Source organism: Pseudomonas cichorii (assembly GCF_018343775.1).
In the GTDB taxonomy this organism is placed as follows: domain Bacteria; phylum Pseudomonadota; class Gammaproteobacteria; order Pseudomonadales; family Pseudomonadaceae; genus Aquipseudomonas; species Aquipseudomonas cichorii.
Map to the genome: position 1 here is coordinate 5,401,839 of NZ_CP074349.1, position 20,067 is coordinate 5,421,905.

Annotated in this window: 17 protein-coding genes; 13 read left to right on the plus strand and 4 right to left on the minus strand. The window is 59.2% G+C overall.

Annotation, left to right across the window (positions count from 1 at the left end; all coding sequences use genetic code 11):
• Window positions 1-38 precede the first annotated feature (38 nt).
• Together KGD89_RS23300 and KGD89_RS23305 are read right to left on the minus strand one after the other, a co-directional pair.
• A complete protein-coding gene (locus KGD89_RS23300; protein WP_025262134.1) occupies window positions 39-584 on the minus strand; it encodes an NUDIX hydrolase in 546 nt (181 codons plus the stop codon).
• Entirely contained in the window at window positions 584-1,663 is a 1,080-nt protein-coding gene (locus KGD89_RS23305) for a DUF2333 family protein (RefSeq protein ID WP_025262135.1), read from the minus strand. Before KGD89_RS23305 ends, KGD89_RS23300 begins: the two co-directional genes overlap by 1 nt.
• A 300-nt stretch (window positions 1,664-1,963) precedes the next feature.
• Here KGD89_RS23305 and KGD89_RS23310 point away from each other — a divergent pair, with 300 nt between their 5' ends.
• From KGD89_RS23310 to KGD89_RS23370, 13 genes are all read left to right on the plus strand, one after another.
• Window positions 1,964-3,628: a response regulator gene (locus tag KGD89_RS23310; protein WP_025262136.1), complete on the plus strand. Its 1,665-nt coding sequence runs from the start codon at window positions 1,964-1,966 to the stop codon at window positions 3,626-3,628.
• A gap of 100 nt (window positions 3,629-3,728) precedes the next feature.
• The gene (locus KGD89_RS23315; protein WP_025262137.1) at window positions 3,729-5,489 is read left to right on the plus strand and encodes a protein-disulfide reductase DsbD; all 1,761 of its coding nucleotides are present in this window, start codon (window positions 3,729-3,731) and stop codon (window positions 5,487-5,489) included.
• A gap of 128 nt (window positions 5,490-5,617) precedes the next feature.
• The gene (gene aroQ / locus KGD89_RS23320; protein WP_025262138.1) at window positions 5,618-6,070 is read left to right on the plus strand and encodes a type II 3-dehydroquinate dehydratase; all 453 of its coding nucleotides are present in this window, start codon (window positions 5,618-5,620) and stop codon (window positions 6,068-6,070) included.
• 79 nt (window positions 6,071-6,149) lie between these two features.
• On the plus strand, window positions 6,150-6,602 hold the full coding sequence (accB, locus tag KGD89_RS23325) for an acetyl-CoA carboxylase biotin carboxyl carrier protein (protein ID WP_025262139.1): 453 nt from the start codon (window positions 6,150-6,152) through the stop codon (window positions 6,600-6,602).
• Between the two features lie 17 nt (window positions 6,603-6,619).
• Window positions 6,620-7,963, plus strand: coding sequence for an acetyl-CoA carboxylase biotin carboxylase subunit (gene accC, locus KGD89_RS23330; protein WP_025262140.1), 1,344 nt, complete (start codon window positions 6,620-6,622; stop codon window positions 7,961-7,963).
• 126 nt (window positions 7,964-8,089) lie between these two features.
• Window positions 8,090-8,968: a 50S ribosomal protein L11 methyltransferase gene (gene prmA, locus KGD89_RS23335; protein WP_025262141.1), complete on the plus strand. Its 879-nt coding sequence runs from the start codon at window positions 8,090-8,092 to the stop codon at window positions 8,966-8,968.
• Between the two features lie 24 nt (window positions 8,969-8,992).
• Window positions 8,993-10,318 carry a DUF3426 domain-containing protein gene (locus KGD89_RS23340; RefSeq protein WP_025262142.1) on the plus strand — a complete coding sequence of 442 codons (1,326 nt, stop codon included), beginning with the start codon at window positions 8,993-8,995 and terminating at the stop codon, window positions 10,316-10,318.
• A gap of 315 nt (window positions 10,319-10,633) precedes the next feature.
• Window positions 10,634-11,647 (plus strand): tRNA dihydrouridine synthase DusB, encoded by a 1,014-nt coding sequence (gene dusB, locus KGD89_RS23345; RefSeq protein WP_025262143.1) that lies wholly within the window; start codon window positions 10,634-10,636, stop codon window positions 11,645-11,647.
• Window positions 11,644-11,964: a DNA-binding transcriptional regulator Fis gene (fis, locus tag KGD89_RS23350; RefSeq protein WP_002555375.1), complete on the plus strand. Its 321-nt coding sequence runs from the start codon at window positions 11,644-11,646 to the stop codon at window positions 11,962-11,964. The genes dusB and fis overlap by 4 nt, the downstream gene beginning before the upstream one ends.
• A gap of 86 nt (window positions 11,965-12,050) precedes the next feature.
• Window positions 12,051-13,652, plus strand: coding sequence for a bifunctional phosphoribosylaminoimidazolecarboxamide formyltransferase/IMP cyclohydrolase (gene purH / locus KGD89_RS23355; RefSeq protein ID WP_025262144.1), 1,602 nt, complete (start codon window positions 12,051-12,053; stop codon window positions 13,650-13,652).
• A gap of 164 nt (window positions 13,653-13,816) precedes the next feature.
• A complete protein-coding gene (gene purD, locus KGD89_RS23360; RefSeq protein WP_025262145.1) occupies window positions 13,817-15,112 on the plus strand; it encodes a phosphoribosylamine--glycine ligase in 1,296 nt (431 codons plus the stop codon).
• A gap of 91 nt (window positions 15,113-15,203) precedes the next feature.
• Window positions 15,204-17,990: a hybrid sensor histidine kinase/response regulator gene (locus KGD89_RS23365; RefSeq protein WP_025262146.1), complete on the plus strand. Its 2,787-nt coding sequence runs from the start codon at window positions 15,204-15,206 to the stop codon at window positions 17,988-17,990.
• Window positions 17,991-18,029: 39 nt separating this feature from the next.
• Window positions 18,030-18,626, plus strand: a complete 597-nt coding sequence (locus tag KGD89_RS23370) for a MarC family protein (protein WP_025262147.1) — start codon at window positions 18,030-18,032, stop codon at window positions 18,624-18,626.
• A 4-nt stretch (window positions 18,627-18,630) separates the two neighbouring features.
• Here KGD89_RS23370 and KGD89_RS23375 read toward each other — a convergent pair whose 3' ends face one another.
• Window positions 18,631-19,269 (minus strand): hypothetical protein, encoded by a 639-nt coding sequence (locus KGD89_RS23375; protein ID WP_143008734.1) that lies wholly within the window; start codon window positions 19,267-19,269, stop codon window positions 18,631-18,633.
• 17 nt (window positions 19,270-19,286) lie between these two features.
• A complete protein-coding gene (locus tag KGD89_RS23380) occupies window positions 19,287-19,997 on the minus strand; it encodes a hypothetical protein (protein ID WP_025262149.1) in 711 nt (236 codons plus the stop codon).
• Window positions 19,998-20,067: the final 70 nt, after the last annotated feature.

The following is a 20,067-nucleotide window of genomic DNA, read 5'->3' on the forward strand; positions in this document are numbered from 1 at the left end:
GCAAAAAGCATGCTTGCTAAGAGCCTGAATGCGCCAATTTACTGAACATTTGCGACCTGCTCCAGATAGCGTTTCAACGCTGCCAGAGAGTCCGGGCAATAAGGCTTTTCGGCAGTTTCTGCCAAGACCTGGGCCACCGGGATGAAGCGCGCCTGCAAGACCTCTTCAGGTTGCAGGCTCAGAGGCCCGTCCCAGACGGCGGAAAATACCGCGCACCAGATCCGGTTGCCCGGCTGATCGAAGAGAAACTGCTCATGGGCCTGCAACGCAACACCGCCAACACCCAGCTCTTCCTCAAGCTCACGGGCAGCCGACTCGGCATAGCTTTCACCGGCCTGCACCATGCCTCCCGCCGCCACATCCCAGAAACCGGGATAAATGGCTTTGCTCAGGGTGCGCTGGTGAACGCAAAGCTCGCCTGCCGAATTGAACAGCAAGATATAAGTGCCTCGCCCGATCAGGCCACGCTCGCGCAGTTCGGCCCGAGGGAGCGAACCCTGGAGCCGGTCCTGCTCATCGACCCAGGCGATCTGCTCGGCGTCCGAGGCGGCGCGATGCGCGGCCTCTTGCGCAGAAACGTCCATCAACCCTGGGACAGCAACTGGCGAAGGTCGATCACCGCCGCGTTGGCCCGGGAGATGTAGTTGGCCATGACCAGCGAGTGGTTGGCCAGCACGCCAAACGCGCTGCCGTTCAGGACCATCGGGCTCCACAGCGGCTCCTGGGAAGCCTCCAGCTCACGAATGATCTGACGCACGCTGACGGTCGCGTTCTTCTTGGCCAGTACGTCCGCGAAGTCCACCTCGATGGCACGCAGCAGATGCGACAACGCCCAGGCCTGACCACGGGCTTCATAGAAGACGTTGTCGATCTGCAGCCACGGGGTTTCAACTATTTCTTCGTCGACCTGCGGCACTTCGCCCGGCTTGACCGAGGCCATGGCTTCGGTTTTCAGAGTGCTGTTGAGCTTGACCCGACCGACACTGGCCGACAGACGCTGGGACAGGGACCCCAGACGTGTGCCCACGTCGCCCAGCCAGTTATTCAGGTTGTCGGCACGGGCATAGAACAAGGCGCCCTTCTGATTGGGGTCGGAGAGGCGTGCCTGATAGCGGCTCAGGGCATTGATACCGTCGGTGTACTGCGACTCGCTCGACGGCAGCACCCAACTGCGGTTATCGAAGTTGAACAACGGCTCGGCACGGGCCAGATCACCGTCTTCAGCCGATTGCGACTGCGAACGGGCAAAGTCCTTGCGCAACGCACGGCTCAAGTCGCGGACCTGTACCAGCACGCCGTATTCCCAGCTTGGCATGTTGTCCAGCCACAGACCTGGCGGGAAGCGATCGTTGGACAGATAGCCGCCACGCTTGTCGAGCAGTGTCCGGGAGACTGTCTTGAGGGTTTCGACCGTGGTGTAACCGATCACCATCGGCTTGCCTTCACGCTCGGCAGCGGCCTGGGCATTCTGCTGTACGGGAAACAGCGCAGGCTCCTTGCTCCAGTACCAGCCCACCAGCAGGGTGACCAGCAAATAGATCAGAATCAGGGAACCCAGGGCTCTGCTATAGAAAAGGTTGCCCAGGTAACCACGTCTCTTGACCGACGCAGTATCAGCGGTACGCTCACCCGCGCTGCCTGCGCGGTTCTTCCAATCCAGCATGGTAAGGGTCCTTTCAGTCCGGGTTCAGGGCTTCGACCGCAACCTTACAGCAAGGTGCCTTTTGCTGACATGCGCGACGCAAGGTTTTGTTGTCGCCTCGAAACCTGCCGCCCTGGAACAAGGTGCGAATGGCAGAGAAATACAGCCATCGTGCAAACTTTAGGCGCAAAAATGACTCTGACAGAAACCGGACGCCCTTTTGTTGACGAATAAGTGACTTACGGCACTCTTCTATACAAGCGGAGGTGCTAGCATAGAGCCAGCATCGGTACTACTCAGCAACCCCACAGTACTCATAATATGACCGAGTCAGAAGACCCTAGCCGCGATCGTCTCAAGCACCACTTTGCCCAAAGGGTCACTCATCAAGCACGTCAGATTCTTGAGACTTGGCAGCGACTGCAGAAATCCGAATGGTCTATCGCCGACATGGCCGAACTGAAGGACTCGACCCTGCGCCTGCAGCGGTTCGCCGAACGGTTCGAGCAGGACGAACACCTGGAACTGGCCCGGGATATCGGGCAGGCACTGGAAACCGTCGAAGCCAACCGCGGCCGACTCAACAGCACCCTGATCACCGAACTCAACCGTTTGATGCAGCGCCTTTCCCGCACCGGCCTGCGTCACGGCGACAAACTGGAACAAACCGCACTCCCGCCACTGCGCAAGCCAGTCTATGTCGTGCTTCAAGATCGCGAACGGGCCGAACGCCTTGCCAAACAGCTGGAGTTCTTCGGCCTGTCAGCCCTGTCACTGGACAACGTTGCCCAGTTTCAGTCAGCAATGCTGGAGCGCCATCCGTCGGTCATCATCATGGATGTAGACTTCAGCGGACCGGGCGAAGGCCTGAAACTCGCCTCACAGGTTCAGGAAGGACTTGAGCAGAAACTGCCCCTCCTCTTCTTCAGCCATCATGAAACCGATACACCGACGAGGCTGGCGGCCGTTCGCGCCGGCGGTGAGGAATTCCTGACCGGAACCCTGGAAGCCTCAAGCCTGCTGGAGAAAATCGAAGTCCTGACCTGCGTGGCCCAGTACGAGCCTTACAAGGTGCTGGTCATCGATGACTCCCGCGCCCAGGCCACCCACACCGAACGAGTGCTCAATGCTGCCGGAATCGTGACCCGCACATTGCTGGACCCGATCCAGGCCATGTCCGAACTGGCGGAATTCCAGCCGGACCTGATCATCCTCGACATGTACATGCCCGGCTGCACAGGCACCGAACTGGCCAAAGTCATTCGCCACAACGACCGTTACGTCAGTGTGCCGATCATCTACCTGTCCGCCGAAGACGATCAGGACAAGCAGCTCGACGCCATGAGCGAAGGCGGCGATGACTTCCTGACCAAACCCATCAAGGCGCGCCACCTGATCACCACGGTCCGCAACCGTGCGGCCCGGGCGCGCAGCCTGAAGGCGCGCATGGTGCGTGACAGCCTGACCGGCCTGTACAACCACACCCACATTCTTCAGTTGCTGGAAGACTGCAGCTTTCGCGCCCGGCGCGAAAACAAGCCGCTGTGCTTTGCCATGCTCGATATCGACCATTTCAAGAAGGTCAACGACAGCCACGGCCACCCCATGGGCGACCGCGTCATCAAGAGCCTGGCACTGTTTCTCAAGCAGCGCCTGCGCAAGACCGACTTCATCGGGCGCTACGGTGGCGAAGAGTTCGCCATCGTGATGCCGGATACCGATATTCAGAGTGCTCATCAGGTACTCGAAGAGATCCGCTACCGTTTTGCGGAAATACATTACCCCGCCCAGCCGACGGACCTGTTCTGCACCTTCAGTGCCGGCGTGGTGGCGCTGGGCGTGTATGACGACAGCCTGACCCTTGCCTCCCAGGCCGACAACGCGCTGTATCGCGCCAAACATGCAGGTCGCAATCAGATTCACTCAGCCGTGGTTGAAGAGCCCTATCACGTGGTACTGCCCGAGCCGCAAATCCAGGAACAATAGCCGCCGAGGACAAGTACGAAATCCGTCCTTACAAACCTCACCCCTGCATGCCTTGAAACACTCCGCTATCATGCGCTGACTTTCGAGAATCGAGCCTGCCATGCGCCGTTTGTTATGCCTGATGCTGTTGATCCTGGCCCTGCCCGCTTTCGGGACCAGCCTGCTGGACAGTCGCCCTGCACCGACACTGGGTGGCACCTCACTGGATAACAGCAAGGAATTCCTGCCTGTACGCGAGGCATTCAAACTGAGCCTGATCGAAACGACTCCGCAATCGATCAAGCTGCGATTCGTCGCCACCGACGGTTATTACCTGTATCGCCATCGCTTCCAGTTCCGCACCGAACCCGCCGACATCGGCCTGGGCGAAGCGCAACTGCCTCCCGGCGAAAAGAAGCACGATGAGTACTTTGGCGACGTCGAGGTCTATCACGGCATTCTCGATATCGACCTGCCCCGCAAGCCCGGTGAAGAGCGCCCCTTTGTCCTGAGCGTGAGCTACCAGGGCTGCGCCGACAAAGGCCTGTGCTATCCCCCGGAAACCGAACGCCTGAATATTGGTGATGTGCCCGCCGATACCACTTCACAGGCCTGGAGCTGGAAAGAGCTGGCGCTGTTTTTCCTCGCCGGTATCGGCCTGACCTTCACTCCTTGCGTACTGCCGATGCTGCCGATTCTTTCCGGCGTGGTCCTGCGGGGTCAGGTCGGCGGGCTGCGCGGTCTGAATCTGTCACTGGCCTACATATTGCCGATGGCTCTGTGCTTCGCCTTGCTGGGCGCATTGATGGGCATGTTCGGCGCTGGCCTGAACCTGCAGGCACGCCTGCAATCGGCCTGGGTGCTGGTGCCGTTCTCGCTGTTCTTCGTGCTGTTTGCAGTGGCGATGTTTGGCGTCTTCGAACTGCGCCTTCCACAAGCCATCAGTAACCGGCTGGATCGTATTGCAGGCAAGACCGAAGGCGGCTCGCTCTGGGGTGCCGCCGTGCTGGGCGTGGTTTCCAGCCTGCTGGTATCGCCTTGCGTTTCGGCACCACTGGCCGGTGCATTGCTTTATATAAGCGCCAGCGGCGATGCACTGGGCGGAGGCCTGAAACTGTTCGCCCTGGGCCTGGGCATGGGAGCGCCGCTGTTGCTGGTCGCGACCGGCGGTGCGGCCTGGCTGCCAAAAAGCGGCCCATGGCTGGTAACCGTGAAAAACGCCATTGGCGTGCTGCTGCTGGGTCTGGCCATCGGCTTGCTGAGCCGTGTATTGCCGGGACAGGTCACGCTGCTGCTGATCGGCATTCTGTGTGCCGGCGTCGCGCTGTTCCTCGGAACGCTGGAACTCACTGCAAAATCTCCACGACAAAAGCTCGCACAACTGCTCGGCCTGCTTTTGTTGGTCTACGCTCTGGCATGCTGGTACGGCGCATTGAGCGGGCAAACCGACCCGACTCGTCCACTGGGACGCCCACAAGCGACCCTCAACAACGGCACGGTATTACCGACGTCATCCCAATGGCAGACCATCACCACGTCTGCCGAACTGGAGCGTGCCCTCAGCGAAGCCAGAAATGCAGGTAAGCCCTTGCTGCTCGACTGGTATGCCGACTGGTGCATCAGTTGCAAGGTGATCGAGCACGAAGTACTGCCCGATCCGGGCGTCGTCGAGAAACTGGCAGGCTACAGCCTGATCCGTTTCGACATGACTGACAGCAATGCAGAACAACGAGCGCTGCTTGACCGCTACAAGCTGTTCGGACCACCCGCGTTGTTATTTTTCAGTAAAAGCGGCGAAGAACTGGAAAATGTCCGGGTCATCGGTGAAATCGACGCCCCTGCCTTCATTGAGCGCATAAATAGAGCAAATGACCCAAAATAGCTGTCGGGTCACAAACTTTACGCAAACATCGCTCATTGTGCTGGCTACTGTAGTTAACTGGACAGTACATCCTCCTTGCGGCATAGTCGCCGGGCGTGAACGCCCGTAAACACAAAAAGGAATAAACGATGGCGACTTTCCTGGTACTGCACGGCCCCAACCTGAATCTGCTCGGTACTCGCGAGCCCGGGATATATGGCGCAGTGACCCTGGCTCAAATCAACCAGGATCTGGAACGGCGCGCTCGCGACGCCGGTCACCATCTGATGTACCTGCAAAGCAACGCCGAGTACGAATTGATCGACCGGATCCATGCTGCCCGTACGGAAGGCGTGGACTTCATTCTGATCAATCCGGCTGCTTTTACACATACAAGTGTGGCAATACGTGACGCGCTGCTGGGAGTGAGCATCCCATTCATCGAAGTGCATTTATCAAACGTGCACAAACGCGAACCTTTCCGCCATCACTCCTACTTTTCAGATGCTGCTGTAGGAGTGATCTGCGGCCTTGGCGCCAGCGGTTACCGACTGGCCCTGGAGGCCGCCCTGGAACAATTGGCCGTTAGCTCCAAGCCATGACCGGACCAGCAACGCTGGCCCATCCGGCTTGAACCGGCTGCCGAAATGCCCTGACAGACCCCTTGGGAGTTGATGATTAATGGATATTCGCAAAGTCAAGAAACTGATCGAACTGCTGGAAGAATCCGGTATCGACGAGTTGGAGATCCGTGAAGGCGAAGAATCCGTACGGATCAGCCGTCACAGCAAGACTCCGGCACAACCGTATTACGCGCCAGCTCCAGTGGCTGCACCTGTAGCTGCTCCGGCCGCACCGGTTGCCGCTGCTGCAGAAGCACCTTCGGCTCCAAAGCTGAACGGTCACGTGGTCAAGTCGCCAATGGTCGGTACTTTCTACCGCACCCCTGCGCCTACTTCGCCTGCATTCGTCGAAGTCGGCCAGACCGTCAAGAAAGGCGACACCATCTGCATCGTCGAAGCGATGAAAATGATGAACCACATCCAGGCAGAAGCCAGCGGCGTCATCGAATCCATCCTGGTAGAAAACGGTCAGCCGGTTGAATTTGACCAGCCGCTGTTCACTATCGTTTGAACCGGGGAGAGCCTGCGATGTTGGAAAAAGTTCTGATCGCCAACCGCGGCGAAATTGCCTTGCGCATCCTGCGTGCCTGTAAGGAACTGGGCATCAAGACCGTCGCTGTACATTCCACGGCAGATCGCGAGTTGATGCACCTGGGTCTGGCAGACGAAACCGTCTGTATCGGCCCGGCTCCAGCCAACCTGTCCTACCTGAATATCCCGGCAATCATCTCGGCAGCCGAACTGACCGGCGCCACGGCGATTCACCCGGGCTACGGCTTCCTCGCGGAAAACGCGGATTTCGCCGAGCAGGTAGAGAAGTCGGGCTTCGCCTTCATTGGTCCGAAAGCAGACACCATTCGCCTGATGGGCGACAAGGTTTCTGCCAAGGACGCCATGAAGCGTGCCAACGTGCCAACGGTTCCAGGTTCTGACGGCCCGCTGCCGGAAGACGAAGAAACCGCACTGCGCATCGGCCGTGAAGTCGGCTACCCGGTGATCATCAAGGCCGCCGGTGGCGGTGGTGGTCGCGGCATGCGCGTGGTTCACCGCGAGGAAGACCTGATCGAAGCTGCCAGCCAGACCCGCGCCGAAGCGGCTGCCTGGTTCAGCAACCCGATGGTCTACCTGGAAAAGTACCTGACCAACCCACGTCACGTGGAAGTCCAGGTCATTTCCGACGGCCAGGGCAATGCGATTCACCTGGGCGACCGTGACTGCTCACTGCAACGCCGTCACCAGAAAGTCCTGGAAGAAGCACCAGCACCGTTCATCGACGAAGACGCGCGCAAGGACGTACTGCAAAGCTGCGTTCAGGCCTGTATCGACATCGGCTACCGTGGAGCGGGCACTTTCGAGTTCCTGTACGAAAACGGCCGTTTCTACTTCATCGAAATGAACACTCGTGTTCAGGTAGAGCACCCGGTTTCGGAAATGGTCACCGGTATCGACATCGTCAAGGAGATGCTGAGCATCGCCGCCGGCAACAAACTGTCGTACACCCAGGATGACGTCGTCATCCATGGTCATGCGCTGGAATGCCGGATCAACGCTGAAGATCCGAAAACCTTCATTCCGAGCCCAGGCCTGGTCAAGCACTTCCACGCACCAGGCGGCAACGGTGTACGTGTCGACTCGCACCTGTACAGCGGATACAAGGTTCCTTCGAACTACGACTCATTGATCGGCAAGCTGATCACCTGGGGCGCGACCCGCGACGAAGCCATGGCACGCATGCGCAATGCCCTGGACGAAATCGTGGTCGACGGGATCAAGACCAATATCCCGCTGCATCGCGATCTGACCCGTGATGAAGGCTTCTGCGAAGGCGGAGTCAACATCCACTATCTGGAACACAAACTGGCCAATCAATAAGTCAGTGTGTTTCAGATCAACAAAGCCGCAGCGATGCGGCTTTGTTGTTTGCGTCGCATAGAAGTAAACTTGCCCGCTTCTTCGCGGCAGTACCGCGCACCCATTTTGACTCGAAGGTAATCCGCCATGCCTTGGCTGCAAGTCCGCCTCGCCATCAGCCCAGAACAAGCCGAAACCTACGAGGACGCGCTGCTTGAAGTCGGCGCCGTATCCGTGACCTTCATGGATGCCGAAGACCAGCCGATTTTCGAGCCAGAACTCAATACCACGCCACTGTGGGCACACACCCACCTGCTGGCCCTGTTCGAGGCAGACACCGACGCCGATCTGGCCCTGGCGCACCTGCGCCTGCTGACCGACGCCGAACTGCCCGAGCACACCGCCGAAGTCATCGAAGACCAGGACTGGGAACGCAGCTGGATGGACAACTTCCAGCCAATGCGCTTCGGCCAGCGCCTGTGGATCGTCCCGAGTTGGCACGCCGCGCCCGAGCCTGATGCCGTGAACCTGCTGCTCGATCCGGGCCTGGCATTCGGCACCGGCACCCACCCCACCACGGCCCTGTGCCTGGAATGGCTGGACGGTCAGGACCTCAAAGGCTGCAACGTGCTGGACTTCGGTTGCGGTTCGGGCATTCTGGCCATCGCTGCACTGTTGCTGGGCGCAGAGCAGGCAATCGGCACCGATATCGACGTCCAGGCGCTCGAAGCCTCTCGCGACAACGCCGGGCGCAACAACATTGCAGCCGAACGTTTCCCGCTTTACCTGCCTGAAGACATGCCTCAGCAGCAAGCTGACGTGCTGGTCGCCAACATCCTGGCCGGCCCACTGGTATCGCTGGCTCCGCAACTGGCAACCCTGGTCAAGACCGGCGGTCGCCTGGCGCTGTCCGGCATCCTTGCAGAACAAGGCCCGGAAGTGGCAGCCGCCTATGCTGCTACATTCGATCTGGACCCTATCGCCAACCGTGATGGCTGGGTACGCATCACGGGTCGTCGCCGTTAACAGCCGCCTGAACCGGACAGCAGCATGACCGACAGCTTCGTCACCCAGTGCCCCCACTGCCAAACCAGTTTCAGAGTCAGCCACGCCCAACTGAGCGTGGCCCGCGGCGTGGTGCGCTGCGGGGCCTGCCTGCAGGTCTTCAATGCCGCCCGGCAACTGCTGGAGCAGCGCTCGATCGACGAAGCCGACATCACGCCACCACCCGATCAGGAAATCGTCGCCCCCGAAGTCGTCGAGCAAGCGCCTGCGGTGCTGACTGCCGAGCCGCTTCCCGAGCCGACGCAGACCGTTCCAGAAGATGACGATCCCTGGAAAGTCAGCGAGTTCGATCTGGACAACCTGGACCTGGACGAAGAACTCGCCCGGCTCGAGCAGCGGGAAATCCAGTTGGCCGACAATTTCGGCAAGCCGGGCACACGTAACAGCGATGCAACGCTGACTGCCCAGCGCGACCATTCGGAAACCGAAGAAGGCACATGGGTCGGCAGCCTGCGCAACGACGATGTCAGCCAGCTACCGGAAATCCAGGCCGAGGTTATCAGCACCACGGAACAGGCTCCTGAGCCGGACCATGAAGACGAACCCGAGCAGCCGCCAGGCCGCGAGCGGACCGAGCCTTCATTGTCATCGACCCCTGTCGATCTGGACGATGATCAGCCAGCACTCAGCGCCCGCAAGCAGCCAGCCAGCGAAAGCACAGAGCGCTGGTCGGCGCGGGATGACGACGAAGACGATCACGACGATGACCACGAGCCGGCAATCGACTCTCGTGGCAAACGCGCCCGAAACGAACCAGCAGTCCGCGATCAGGCCCTTCTGGACCTGACCGATGACCCGTTGCAACTGGACTGGCAACGCCCCAAGCCACGCTGGGGCCGTCGCCTGCTCTGGAGCCTGCTGGTTCTGCTCGCCCTGGCCGGCCTGGCTGGCCAGTACATCTGGTATCACTTCGACCATCTGGCCAGACAGGACCAGTATCGTCCCTGGTTCCAGCAGATTTGCCCGAAGATCGACTGCAAGGTGCCTTCCAAGGTCGACATCAACCTGCTCAAGAGCAGCAATCTGGTGGTACGCAGTCATCCCGAATTCCAGGGCGCGCTGGTGGTAGACGCCATCATTTACAACCGTGCCTCTTTCTCCCAGCCCTTTCCGCTCCTTGAGCTAAGATTTGCCGATACCAGCGGTCAGCTCATTGCCAGTCGTCGGTTCAAGCCGGGGGAATACCTGAGCGGCGAAATGGCTGGCAAGGAAGAGATGCCACCCCAGACACCGATCCATATTGCGCTGGACATCCTCGATCCTGGCGCGAAAGCCGTGAATTACAGCCTGAACTTCCGATCACCGGAATAAGCCTCTGCCTGATCCTGCCTGCCGGTGCTCTTCGGGCCTGAAGGCATGTTTTCCCGTGGCAGACAGCCTGAATACCGACGTTTTCATGACAATTCGCTCAAGAAGCGAACCGTTGGCGATAAGAAAATAACTGTTCAGATTTTATCCAATTCAGCCTTTATCCAGTCATCGAGAGCGGGTATCATGCCAACCCTTTTTCAAACTCTCGGTTCGGTCTGAATGTTGCGAAAGCAACGGCAGACGGGGCTGTTGCAGACCGTGTAGAACGGTTTTTACACGGCCTGCGGATGATTCGGCCCCACGATAGGTAAAGCTATGTCGGCGGTACGCATCGGTCCATATACGTTACAGAACGGCTTGATCCTCGCCCCGATGGCGGGTGTCACCGACCAGCCTTTCCGGCAACTGTGCAGAGAACTCGGCGCAGGGCTTGTGGTGTCGGAGATGGTCACCAGTGACATGAGCCTGTGGAACAGTCGCAAATCGCGTCTGCGCATGATCCACGAAGGTGATCCCGAGCCCCGCTCGGTCCAGATCGCCGGTGGCGATCCACAGATGCTCGCTCAGGCAGCGCGGGCCAATGTCGAACTGGGTGCCCAGATCATCGACATCAACATGGGCTGCCCGGCCAAGAAGGTCTGTAACAAGGCCGCAGGTTCGGCGCTTCTGAAAGATGAAAAGCTGGTAAGCGAAATACTGCAGGCCGTGGTGGCCGCAGTCGATGTACCGGTGACCCTGAAGATCCGCACCGGCTGGGACCGCGATAACAAAAACGGCCTTACGGTCGCCAGAATCGCCGAGCAGGCCGGCATACAGGCGCTGGCGGTCCACGGGCGGACCCGTGCAGACCTTTACACCGGTGAAGCCGAGTACGACACCATCGCCGAAATCAAGCAGGCGATGTCGATTCCGGTGTTTGCCAATGGAGACATCGTTTCACCCGAGAAAGCCCGGTACGTGCTGCAGGCCACCGGAGCGGACGGGTTGTTGATTGGCCGGGCCGCCCAGGGGCGACCATGGATTTTTCGTGAAATAGATCACTACCTGCGTACCGGCGAGAAACTGCCGGCGCTGCCGGTGAGTGAAGTGGAACGTATTCTGCTTGAACATCTGACAGCCCTGCACGCCTTCTATGGAGACGTGATGGGCGTGCGCATTGCACGCAAGCATGTCGGTTGGTATCTCGCAACCTTGCCGGGCGCCAGGGAATTTCGCGCCCATTTCAATCGTTTGGAAGATACGGAAGCACAGTGCGCCAACGTCCGGGAGTTCTTGAGCCAAGGCTACAGGGGCCCGGATAACGAGAATAAAGAAGAGGTGGCTGCATGACGATGATGACCGAGACTTTAGTGAGTGGAACAACACCCGTGAGCGACAACGTCAATTTGAAACAGCACCTCAACACGCCGAGCGAAGAGGGCCAGACCCTGCGCGGCAGTGTAGAGAAGGCGCTGCACAATTATTTCGCCCACCTCGAAGGCGCTTCCGTCACTGACGTCTACAACCTGGTGTTGTCGGAAGTCGAGGCTCCGCTTCTCGAAAGCGTGATGAACTACGTCAAGGGCAACCAGACGAAGGCTTCCGAACTGCTGGGGCTCAATCGCGGCACGCTGCGCAAGAAACTCAAGCAGTACGACCTGCTTTAAGCATTATTCAATACAGAAAAGGCGACCCACCTTGCACAGCGGTCGCCTTTTTTTGCTGACTTCCTTTGCTTTTGATGGAAATTGAAATGACCGACCAGACTACCCGCCTGCCGATCCGCCGCGCTTTGATCAGCGTTTCCGACAAGACAGGAATTCTCGAATTCGCACGCGAGCTTGAAGCGCTGGGCGTAGAGATTCTTTCGACTGGCGGTACTTTCAAGCTGCTGCAGGACAACGGTGTTGCAGCCGTGGAAGTAGCCGACTACACCGGTTTTGCCGAGATGATGGATGGCCGGGTCAAGACCCTGCACCCCAAGATCCACGGCGGCATCCTGGGTCGTCGCGGCATCGACGATGCAATCATGAACGAGCACGGCATCAAGCCGATCGATCTGGTTGCGGTCAACCTCTATCCGTTTGAAGCCACGGTTTCCAAGCCGGGCTGCGACCTGCCGACCGCCATCGAGAACATCGATATCGGCGGCCCGACCATGGTTCGCTCCGCTGCGAAGAACCACAAGGACGTCGCTATCGTGGTCAATGCCAGTGACTACGCTCAGGTCCTGGAAAACCTCAAGGCTGGCGGCCTGACCTACGCTCAGCGTTTCGACCTGATGCTCAAGGCCTTTGAACACACTGCCGCCTACGACGGCATGATCGCCAACTACCTGGGCAGCGTCGACCAGACTGCAGAAACCCTCAGCACCGAAGGCCGCAGCCAGTTCCCGCGTACCTTCAACACCCAGTTCGTCAAGGCGCAGGAAATGCGTTACGGCGAGAACCCGCACCAGAGCGCGGCGTTCTACGTTGAAGCCAAGCCTGCCGAAGTCGGCATCGCGACCGCTACCCAGCTGCAAGGCAAGGAACTGTCGTTCAACAACGTGGCCGACACCGATGCTGCACTGGAATGTGTCAAGAGCTTCGTCAAGCCGGCCTGCGTGATCGTCAAGCACGCCAACCCGTGCGGCGTTGCCGTCAGCCCCGAAGGCGGCATTCGCCAGGCCTACGAACTGGCCTACGCCACCGATACCGAATCCGCTTTTGGCGGGATCATCGCCTTCAACCGCGAGCTGGATGCCGAAACCGCCAAGGCCATCGTTGATCGTCAATTCGTCGAAGTCATCATCGCGCCAAGCGTCAGCGTTGAAGCTGCGGCAATCGTCTCCGCCAAAGCCAACGTTCGCCTGCTGACCACCGGTCAATGGGCTGCCGAACGTGGCGCGGCCTGGGACTACAAACGCGTCAATGGCGGCCTGCTGGTACAAAGCCGCGACATCGGCATGATCACCTCTGCCGACCTCAAGATCGTCACCCAGCGCGCACCGACCGAACACGAAGTACACGACCTGATCTTCGCCTGGAAAGTCGCCAAGTACGTCAAGTCCAACGCCATCGTCTACGCCAAGAACCGCCAGACCATCGGTGTCGGCGCCGGCCAGATGAGCCGCGTTAACTCTGCACGTATCGCCGCCATCAAGGCCGAGCACGCAGGCCTGCAGGTTCAGGGCGCGGTCATGGCTTCCGACGCCTTCTTCCCGTTCCGCGACGGCATCGACAATGCCGCCAAGGCCGGCATCACTGCCGTCATCCAGCCAGGCGGCTCGATGCGCGACAACGAAGTGATTGCGGCAGCAGACGAAGCGGGCATTGCGATGGTTTTCACCGGAATGCGCCATTTCAGGCACTGATTGCAGTTTTGAGCCTAAAGCTGCAAGCGACAAGAAAGAGCGGATTGCACCGCTCTTTCTTGATGCGGCAGCTCCATTTTTCAAAGCCATAAGCTGTAGTTCGAGAGCTGCGCGATCAGCCTTTACTTGCAGCTTGTAGCTTTCTCCGAAGGAGACTTTCACTTATGAACGTATTGATTATCGGCAGCGGCGGTCGTGAACACGCTCTGGCCTGGAAAGTGGCTCAGGACCCGCGGGTCGAGAAGGTTTTCGTCGCGCCGGGCAACGCCGGTACGGCCATCGAAGCCAAGTGCGAGAACGTCGCCATCGACGTGCTGGCTCTTGAGCAACTGGCCGACTTCGCCGAGAAGAACGTGTCCCTGACCATCGTCGGTCCGGAAGTCCCGCTGGTCGCAGGCGTTGTGGATCTGTTCCGCAGCCGTGGCCTGGACTGCTTCGGCCCGACGGCTGGCGCCGCTCAGCTTGAAGGCTCCAAGGCGTTCACCAAGGACTTCCTGGCTCGCCACAAGATCCCGACCGCCGACTACCAGAACTTCACCGAGATCGAGCCTGCACTGGCTTACCTGCGTGAAAAAGGCGCTCCGATCGTCATCAAGGCTGACGGCCTGGCTGCCGGTAAAGGCGTGATCGTTGCCATGACGCTGGCCGAAGCCGAAGACGCCGTGCGCGACATGCTGGCTGGCAATGCCTTTGGCGAAGCCGGTTCGCGGGTCGTGATCGAAGAGTTTCTGGACGGCGAAGAAGCCAGCTTCATCGTGATGGTCGATGGCAAGAATGTCCTGCCAATGGCCACCAGCCAGGACCACAAGCGCGTCGGCGACGGCGACAGCGGTCCGAACACCGGCGGCATGGGTGCTTACTCCCCCGCGCCTGTGGTGACTGCCGAAGTTCACCAGCGCGTCATGGATCTGGTCATCTGGCCAACTGTTCGTGGCATGGCAGAAGAAGGCAACGTTTATACCGGTTTCCTCTATGCTGGTCTGATGATCGACAAGGCGGGCAACCCGAAAGTCATCGAGTTCAACTGCCGCTTCGGCGACCCGGAAACCCAGCCTGTCATGTTGCGCCTGCAATCTAGCCTGGTGCTGCTGGTCGAAGCTGCGCTGGCACAGGCACTGGACAAGGTCGAGGCACAATGGGACCCTCGTCCAAGTCTGGGCATCGTTCTGGCTGCCGGTGGTTACCCTGGCGATTACGCCAAAGGCGCCGCGATCGAAGGTCTGGATGCTGCGGCACAACTGCCGGGCAAGGTCTTCCATGCAGGCACAGCACTCAAGGACGAGCGTGTCGTCACCAGCGGCGGTCGCGTATTGTGCGCAACCGCTCTGGGCGAAACAGTCGGCAAGGCACAGGAAAATGCCTATGCCCTGGCTGCAAGGATTGATTGGGAAGGTTGCTTCTACCGCAAGGACATTGGCTACCGTGCCATTGCCCGTGAGCGTGGTGAGAGTCAGGAGTAAGTCTACCGGACCAGCCCCTGACAAGGGGGCTGGTCGGTTGCTCCGGCACTGCGCACTGTTATCAGGCATTCACTCAGGAAGGGATATCACCGTGCGCTGGCTCAGGATTGCCATAGTTTCAACAGCCGGACTACTGTCCTTGCTCTTCATGCTCACGGCCAAGGCCGAGCATGGCGCTGGGTGGTCCACGCTGCTCGACGAACAGGCAAGCCTGCAACTGAACGATATCCGCTCGGCCCGCTACCAGAACCAGTTCAGCCCCATCGACCTTGAACGGGTCACGGCAGCCGACCGCGACAGCGCGTTATGGCTGCACTACCGGGTACCTCCTACCCGACACGAACAACTGATACGCATCTTCGCGCCAGACCTGGCCAGCGGAGACCTGTACATCATCGAAGGCGAAAAGCTGGTCGACCACCTGCGCACCGGTAACGATGTGCCCAAGCAGGATCAGCGACTGCCCTCCAACGATTTCCTGCTCCCCGTCCCGCAAAGCGATGTCCCGCTGGACCTGTACCTGCGACTCGTCTCGACCCAGAAACTGCGCCCCAGCATCACGCTGCAACCGGCGATAGCCAGCGCGGCCGACGAGCGCGAACCTTTCCTGTTCGGCCTGCTGTTCGGCGCGCTGATCATGCTGATCATCCAGAACCTCACGCGCTACTGGCACACCAAGTCGCGCAGCAACCTGTGGCTGGCCGCCTGTGAAACCCTGCTGGCATTGAGCGCGTTCCTGCTGCTCAACCTGATCGACATGGCCAAGACCTGGCATATCGCGCAAACGCCGGGGGCCCACGTTGCGCTGTTGCTCGCCGCCGTGGCCGGCCTGTTCTACACCTACTGCTTCTTCGTGCATCGAGGTATCAAGGTACTCGACCGACTGATGCAGGTCGATGCCGTGCTCATGGGCACCGGCGTGCTGCTGGTACTGCTGTTCGATAGCGTTCCACTCAACGTCATGACCTTCCTGCTGGTTTCCCTGACCACGCTGAGCATCCTGACGGTATCGGTCTGGCACTGGCAGAAAGGCTACCGTCCGGCGCGGACGTTCGTGGCCTCGATGATCCTCTTCAACCTCGGTTATCTGGTGATCGTGCCGGGTCTGTTGTGGCTGAGCCTGATCCCGCCGCAATGGCTGATCCTCGCCCTGCTGGGGGTTTTCTGTATCTGCGGCCTGCTGATGAGCATCGCGCTCAACGAACGCTCGCGCAGCATTACCGAAGACAAGTTCAGCCTGAGCCGCGATCAGGCCGCCAGCACGGCGGAAGTCAACGCCAAGGCCGAGTTCCTGGCCAAGATCAGCCACGAAATCCGCACGCCCATGAACGGCGTGCTCGGCATGACCGAACTGCTGCTGGATACCCCGCTTTCGGTCAAGCAGCGCGACTATGTGGAAACCATCCACAGCGCAGGCAACGAACTGCTGACGCTGATCAACGAGATCCTTGATATCTCCAAGCTCGAGTCGGGCCAGATCGAACTCGATGACGTGCAATTCGATATCAGTGCCCTCATCGAGGACTGCCTCAACATATTCCGCGCCAAGGCCGAACAGCAGAACGTCGAACTGATCAGCCTGATCCATCCCCAGGTGCCGCGAGTCATCAGTGGCGACCCGACACGTCTGCGCCAGACGCTGCTGAGCCTGCTGGAAAACGCGCTGAAGAAAACCGAAGAAGGCGAAATCCTGCTGGCGGTCGCGCTTGACTCCAAGCCCGGCAAACATCGCGTACGCATCTCGGTACAGGACAGTGGCATGCCGTTGTCTGCGGAAGAGCGCGATGCCTTGATGCACACCGAACTGCACAGCAAGCACTTCCTGACCAGCAACAAGCTCGGTGGCCACCTGGGGCTGGTCATTGCGCGCCGGCTGACAGAGCTGATGGATGGCGAGTTCGGTATCCAGAACGGCCACACTCAAGGCACCACACTCTGGCTGAGCCTGCCACTGGACGCCAAGCTGCTGGAGCAGCCGACCACCGATCTGGACGGCCCGCTCAAGGATGCTCGCGTGCTGGTGGTTGATGACAACGATACCTGCCGCAAAGTGCTGGTGCAGCAGTGCAGCGCCTGGGGCCTGAACGTCAGTGCCGTGCCGTCCGGCAAGGAAGCGCTGGCGTTGCTGCGAACCAAGGCGAACTTGCGCGACTATTTCGATGTGGTACTGCTCGATCAGAACATGCCCGGCATGAGCGGCATGCAACTGGCGGCCAAGATCAAGGAAGACCCGAGCCTCAATCACGACATCCTGTTGATCATGCTCACCGGTATCAGCAACGCGCCCAGCAAGATCATCGCCCGCAATGCCGGCATCAAGCGCATTCTGGCCAAACCGGTGGCTGGCTATACGCTCAAGACCACGCTGGCAGACGAACTGACTCAACTGAACAAGGGTGTCGTTCCGCTTTCGTCGCAGCCTGCCTTGAACACGCCGGTCAGCGTGCCCGGCGACTTCCGTATTCTGGTAGCCGAAGACAACACCATCTCGACCAAGGTCATTCGCGGCATGCTCGGCAAACTCAACCTGCGCCCTGACACTGCCAGCAACGGCGAAGAGGCGCTGCGAGCCATGAAGGCACAGCGTTACGACCTGGTGCTCATGGACTGTGAAATGCCAATCCTCGATGGCTTCTCGGCCACCGAGCAACTGCGGGCCTGGGAAGTGGGCAACCAGCGGGTGCGTACTCCGGTAGTAGCCCTGACGGCGCACATTCTGACCGAACACAAGGATCGTGCCCGTCAGGCGGGTATGGACGGGCATATGGCAAAACCCATCGAGTTGTCGCAGTTGAGGGAGTTGATCGAATACTGGGTCGAACAGCGTGAGGCAACCCGCACCCTGACGTCTAATGGCAACCTCTACCAGCAGAACTGACGGGCCATGACAAAGCCTTTCCCCAAGTGAGCCAAGACCATGCTTCATGTGCTATTCAGCGTTTATCTGAAGATGCTGGTGCTCTATAGCCCTTTTTTCGTACTTTCCTGCTTCATCAGCCTGACCCGTGGCCACTCACGCAAGGAGCAGCGGCGTCTGGCGTGGAAAGTCGCGCTGGCGACGCTGATTTCCAGCGTGCTGCTCTATCTGTTCGGCCGGGTGATCTTCGATGTATTCGGCATCACCGTGGATGCATTCCGGATTGGCGCAGGCAGCGTGCTGTTCATTTCGGCGCTGGGCATGGCGCAAGGCAAATCGGCGGTACAGACCGATAACATCCAGCAGGATGTCACCATCGTCCCGCTGACCATCCCGATCACCGTAGGCCCGGGCACCATCGGTGCGCTGCTGGTCATGGGGGTCAGCCAGCCTCATTGGGATGACAAACTCACTGCCATCCTGAGTATTGCCCTGGCCAGCTTCAGCGTTGGTGTCGTTCTGTATCTGTCGGACCGAATCGAACGCATCCTCGGTGACCAGGGCCTGCAGATTGTCAGCCGTCTGATGGGGTTGTTCGTCTGTGCCCTGGCAGCGCAAATCATTTTCACCGGGGTCAAAGGGTATCTGGTGCCCTGATACTTCAGAGCGGAATGCGCTTGATACGCTCCGCTCCCCTGTCCTGTAACTCCTTTCGCACACGGTCGCGATTTAAAGCGTATTGGGTATTGTCGAAGACGAAGCCGCCACCCTTGAGCAACAACTTCATTTCATAGCTGAGCGGCCACATGGGAATCTTCGAAATCCATGAATACCAGGGCTTGGGTTTGGTAAGACTGAGCATTTGCAGCCCACAGATCACAATGTGGATCTGCCCGGACTCGCGCTTCTCGCAAGGTACCATCTGAAAGCTTTCGGAGCGCCCCACACTGAACCAGCTGCTGAAGAAAACCTTCGCATGCTCGCTATTGAACATGTCCTGCAGCGAGGATTTCGCCAGCTCAGCGAGCCGGGGAGAAGTAATACGCGCCACCAGCAGCGCGGCCTGGCTCTGAAAATCCTTGGGTTTCTTGAATACCGCAGATTTCTGATCAATGGCCGATGTGCGTGAAAGCCCACACACTACCAACTTCTGCTGGTAAGCATTGATCCAGCCATCCCAGTTTTTCTTGCGATCAAAAGCATCGAAAGCACACAGCTCGGCCAGTAACAGGCAATCCTGAATATCCGCCCGCTCCTGCGCATCAAAGCCAGGCAGGAAAGAAACCAGATTATTGGCCATCAACAGAGAGTTTGAACTCATGGCTCGTCCCCCTCCAGACCGACAATCAACTCGTCGCGTCTGACACCCAGCCTGGCGACCAGATCCTTTCTGAAATAACCGAAACCATGTTCATCCAGCTCGGCGGAGACATATGCGATCTCCAGGCTCTTCACGTTGCTCAATTCGGCAAACAACTGCGCAAGCGACTGCTCACCTGCGGGTGGCGTACTTTTGAACGAGAGAATAATCAGATTGACCACCGGCTCGACATCGACGAACGCCAGTTGCAGGATGACCGAGCAATCCTGCTGGCCTGGTGCGTCCGGCTCCGTGGCCGACTCAGGGAGCACCAGAACCGGCAGACACTGCGTCGTTTGCTCCGCCAACAAGGCCGTGACGGCCTTCTTTTCGGTGCCATCCGCAGAGCGTTTCAAGATGCACTCTGCACGCTCGATAAGTGGCAAAGGCACGCGCTTGGACAGCTTTTCCCTAACGTAGGCCCACAGTGAACCTGTGTACTCCAGAGGCGCATCCTGCACTTCGCGGTAAACGATATTGCAGCGAAACCGGGTCAGCGCATTGAGATAGGTCTGACGCCATTCGACAGGCTCGGCAAACTTTTCATGCTTGGCCGAAGCGGCCAACTGGCTATACAGGCTGCAGTCCAGCACATCCGCCTTAAATGAAGGGGAGACGCCGCTGGAAAAAAAGAACAGGCTGCCTGCATTGATATAACTCTGCTGCATTCCTTTGCACATAAGACTCCCTCACTACGCTCATCAAAAAAAGCCGCGGCGAACCGCGGCTCAACAACAC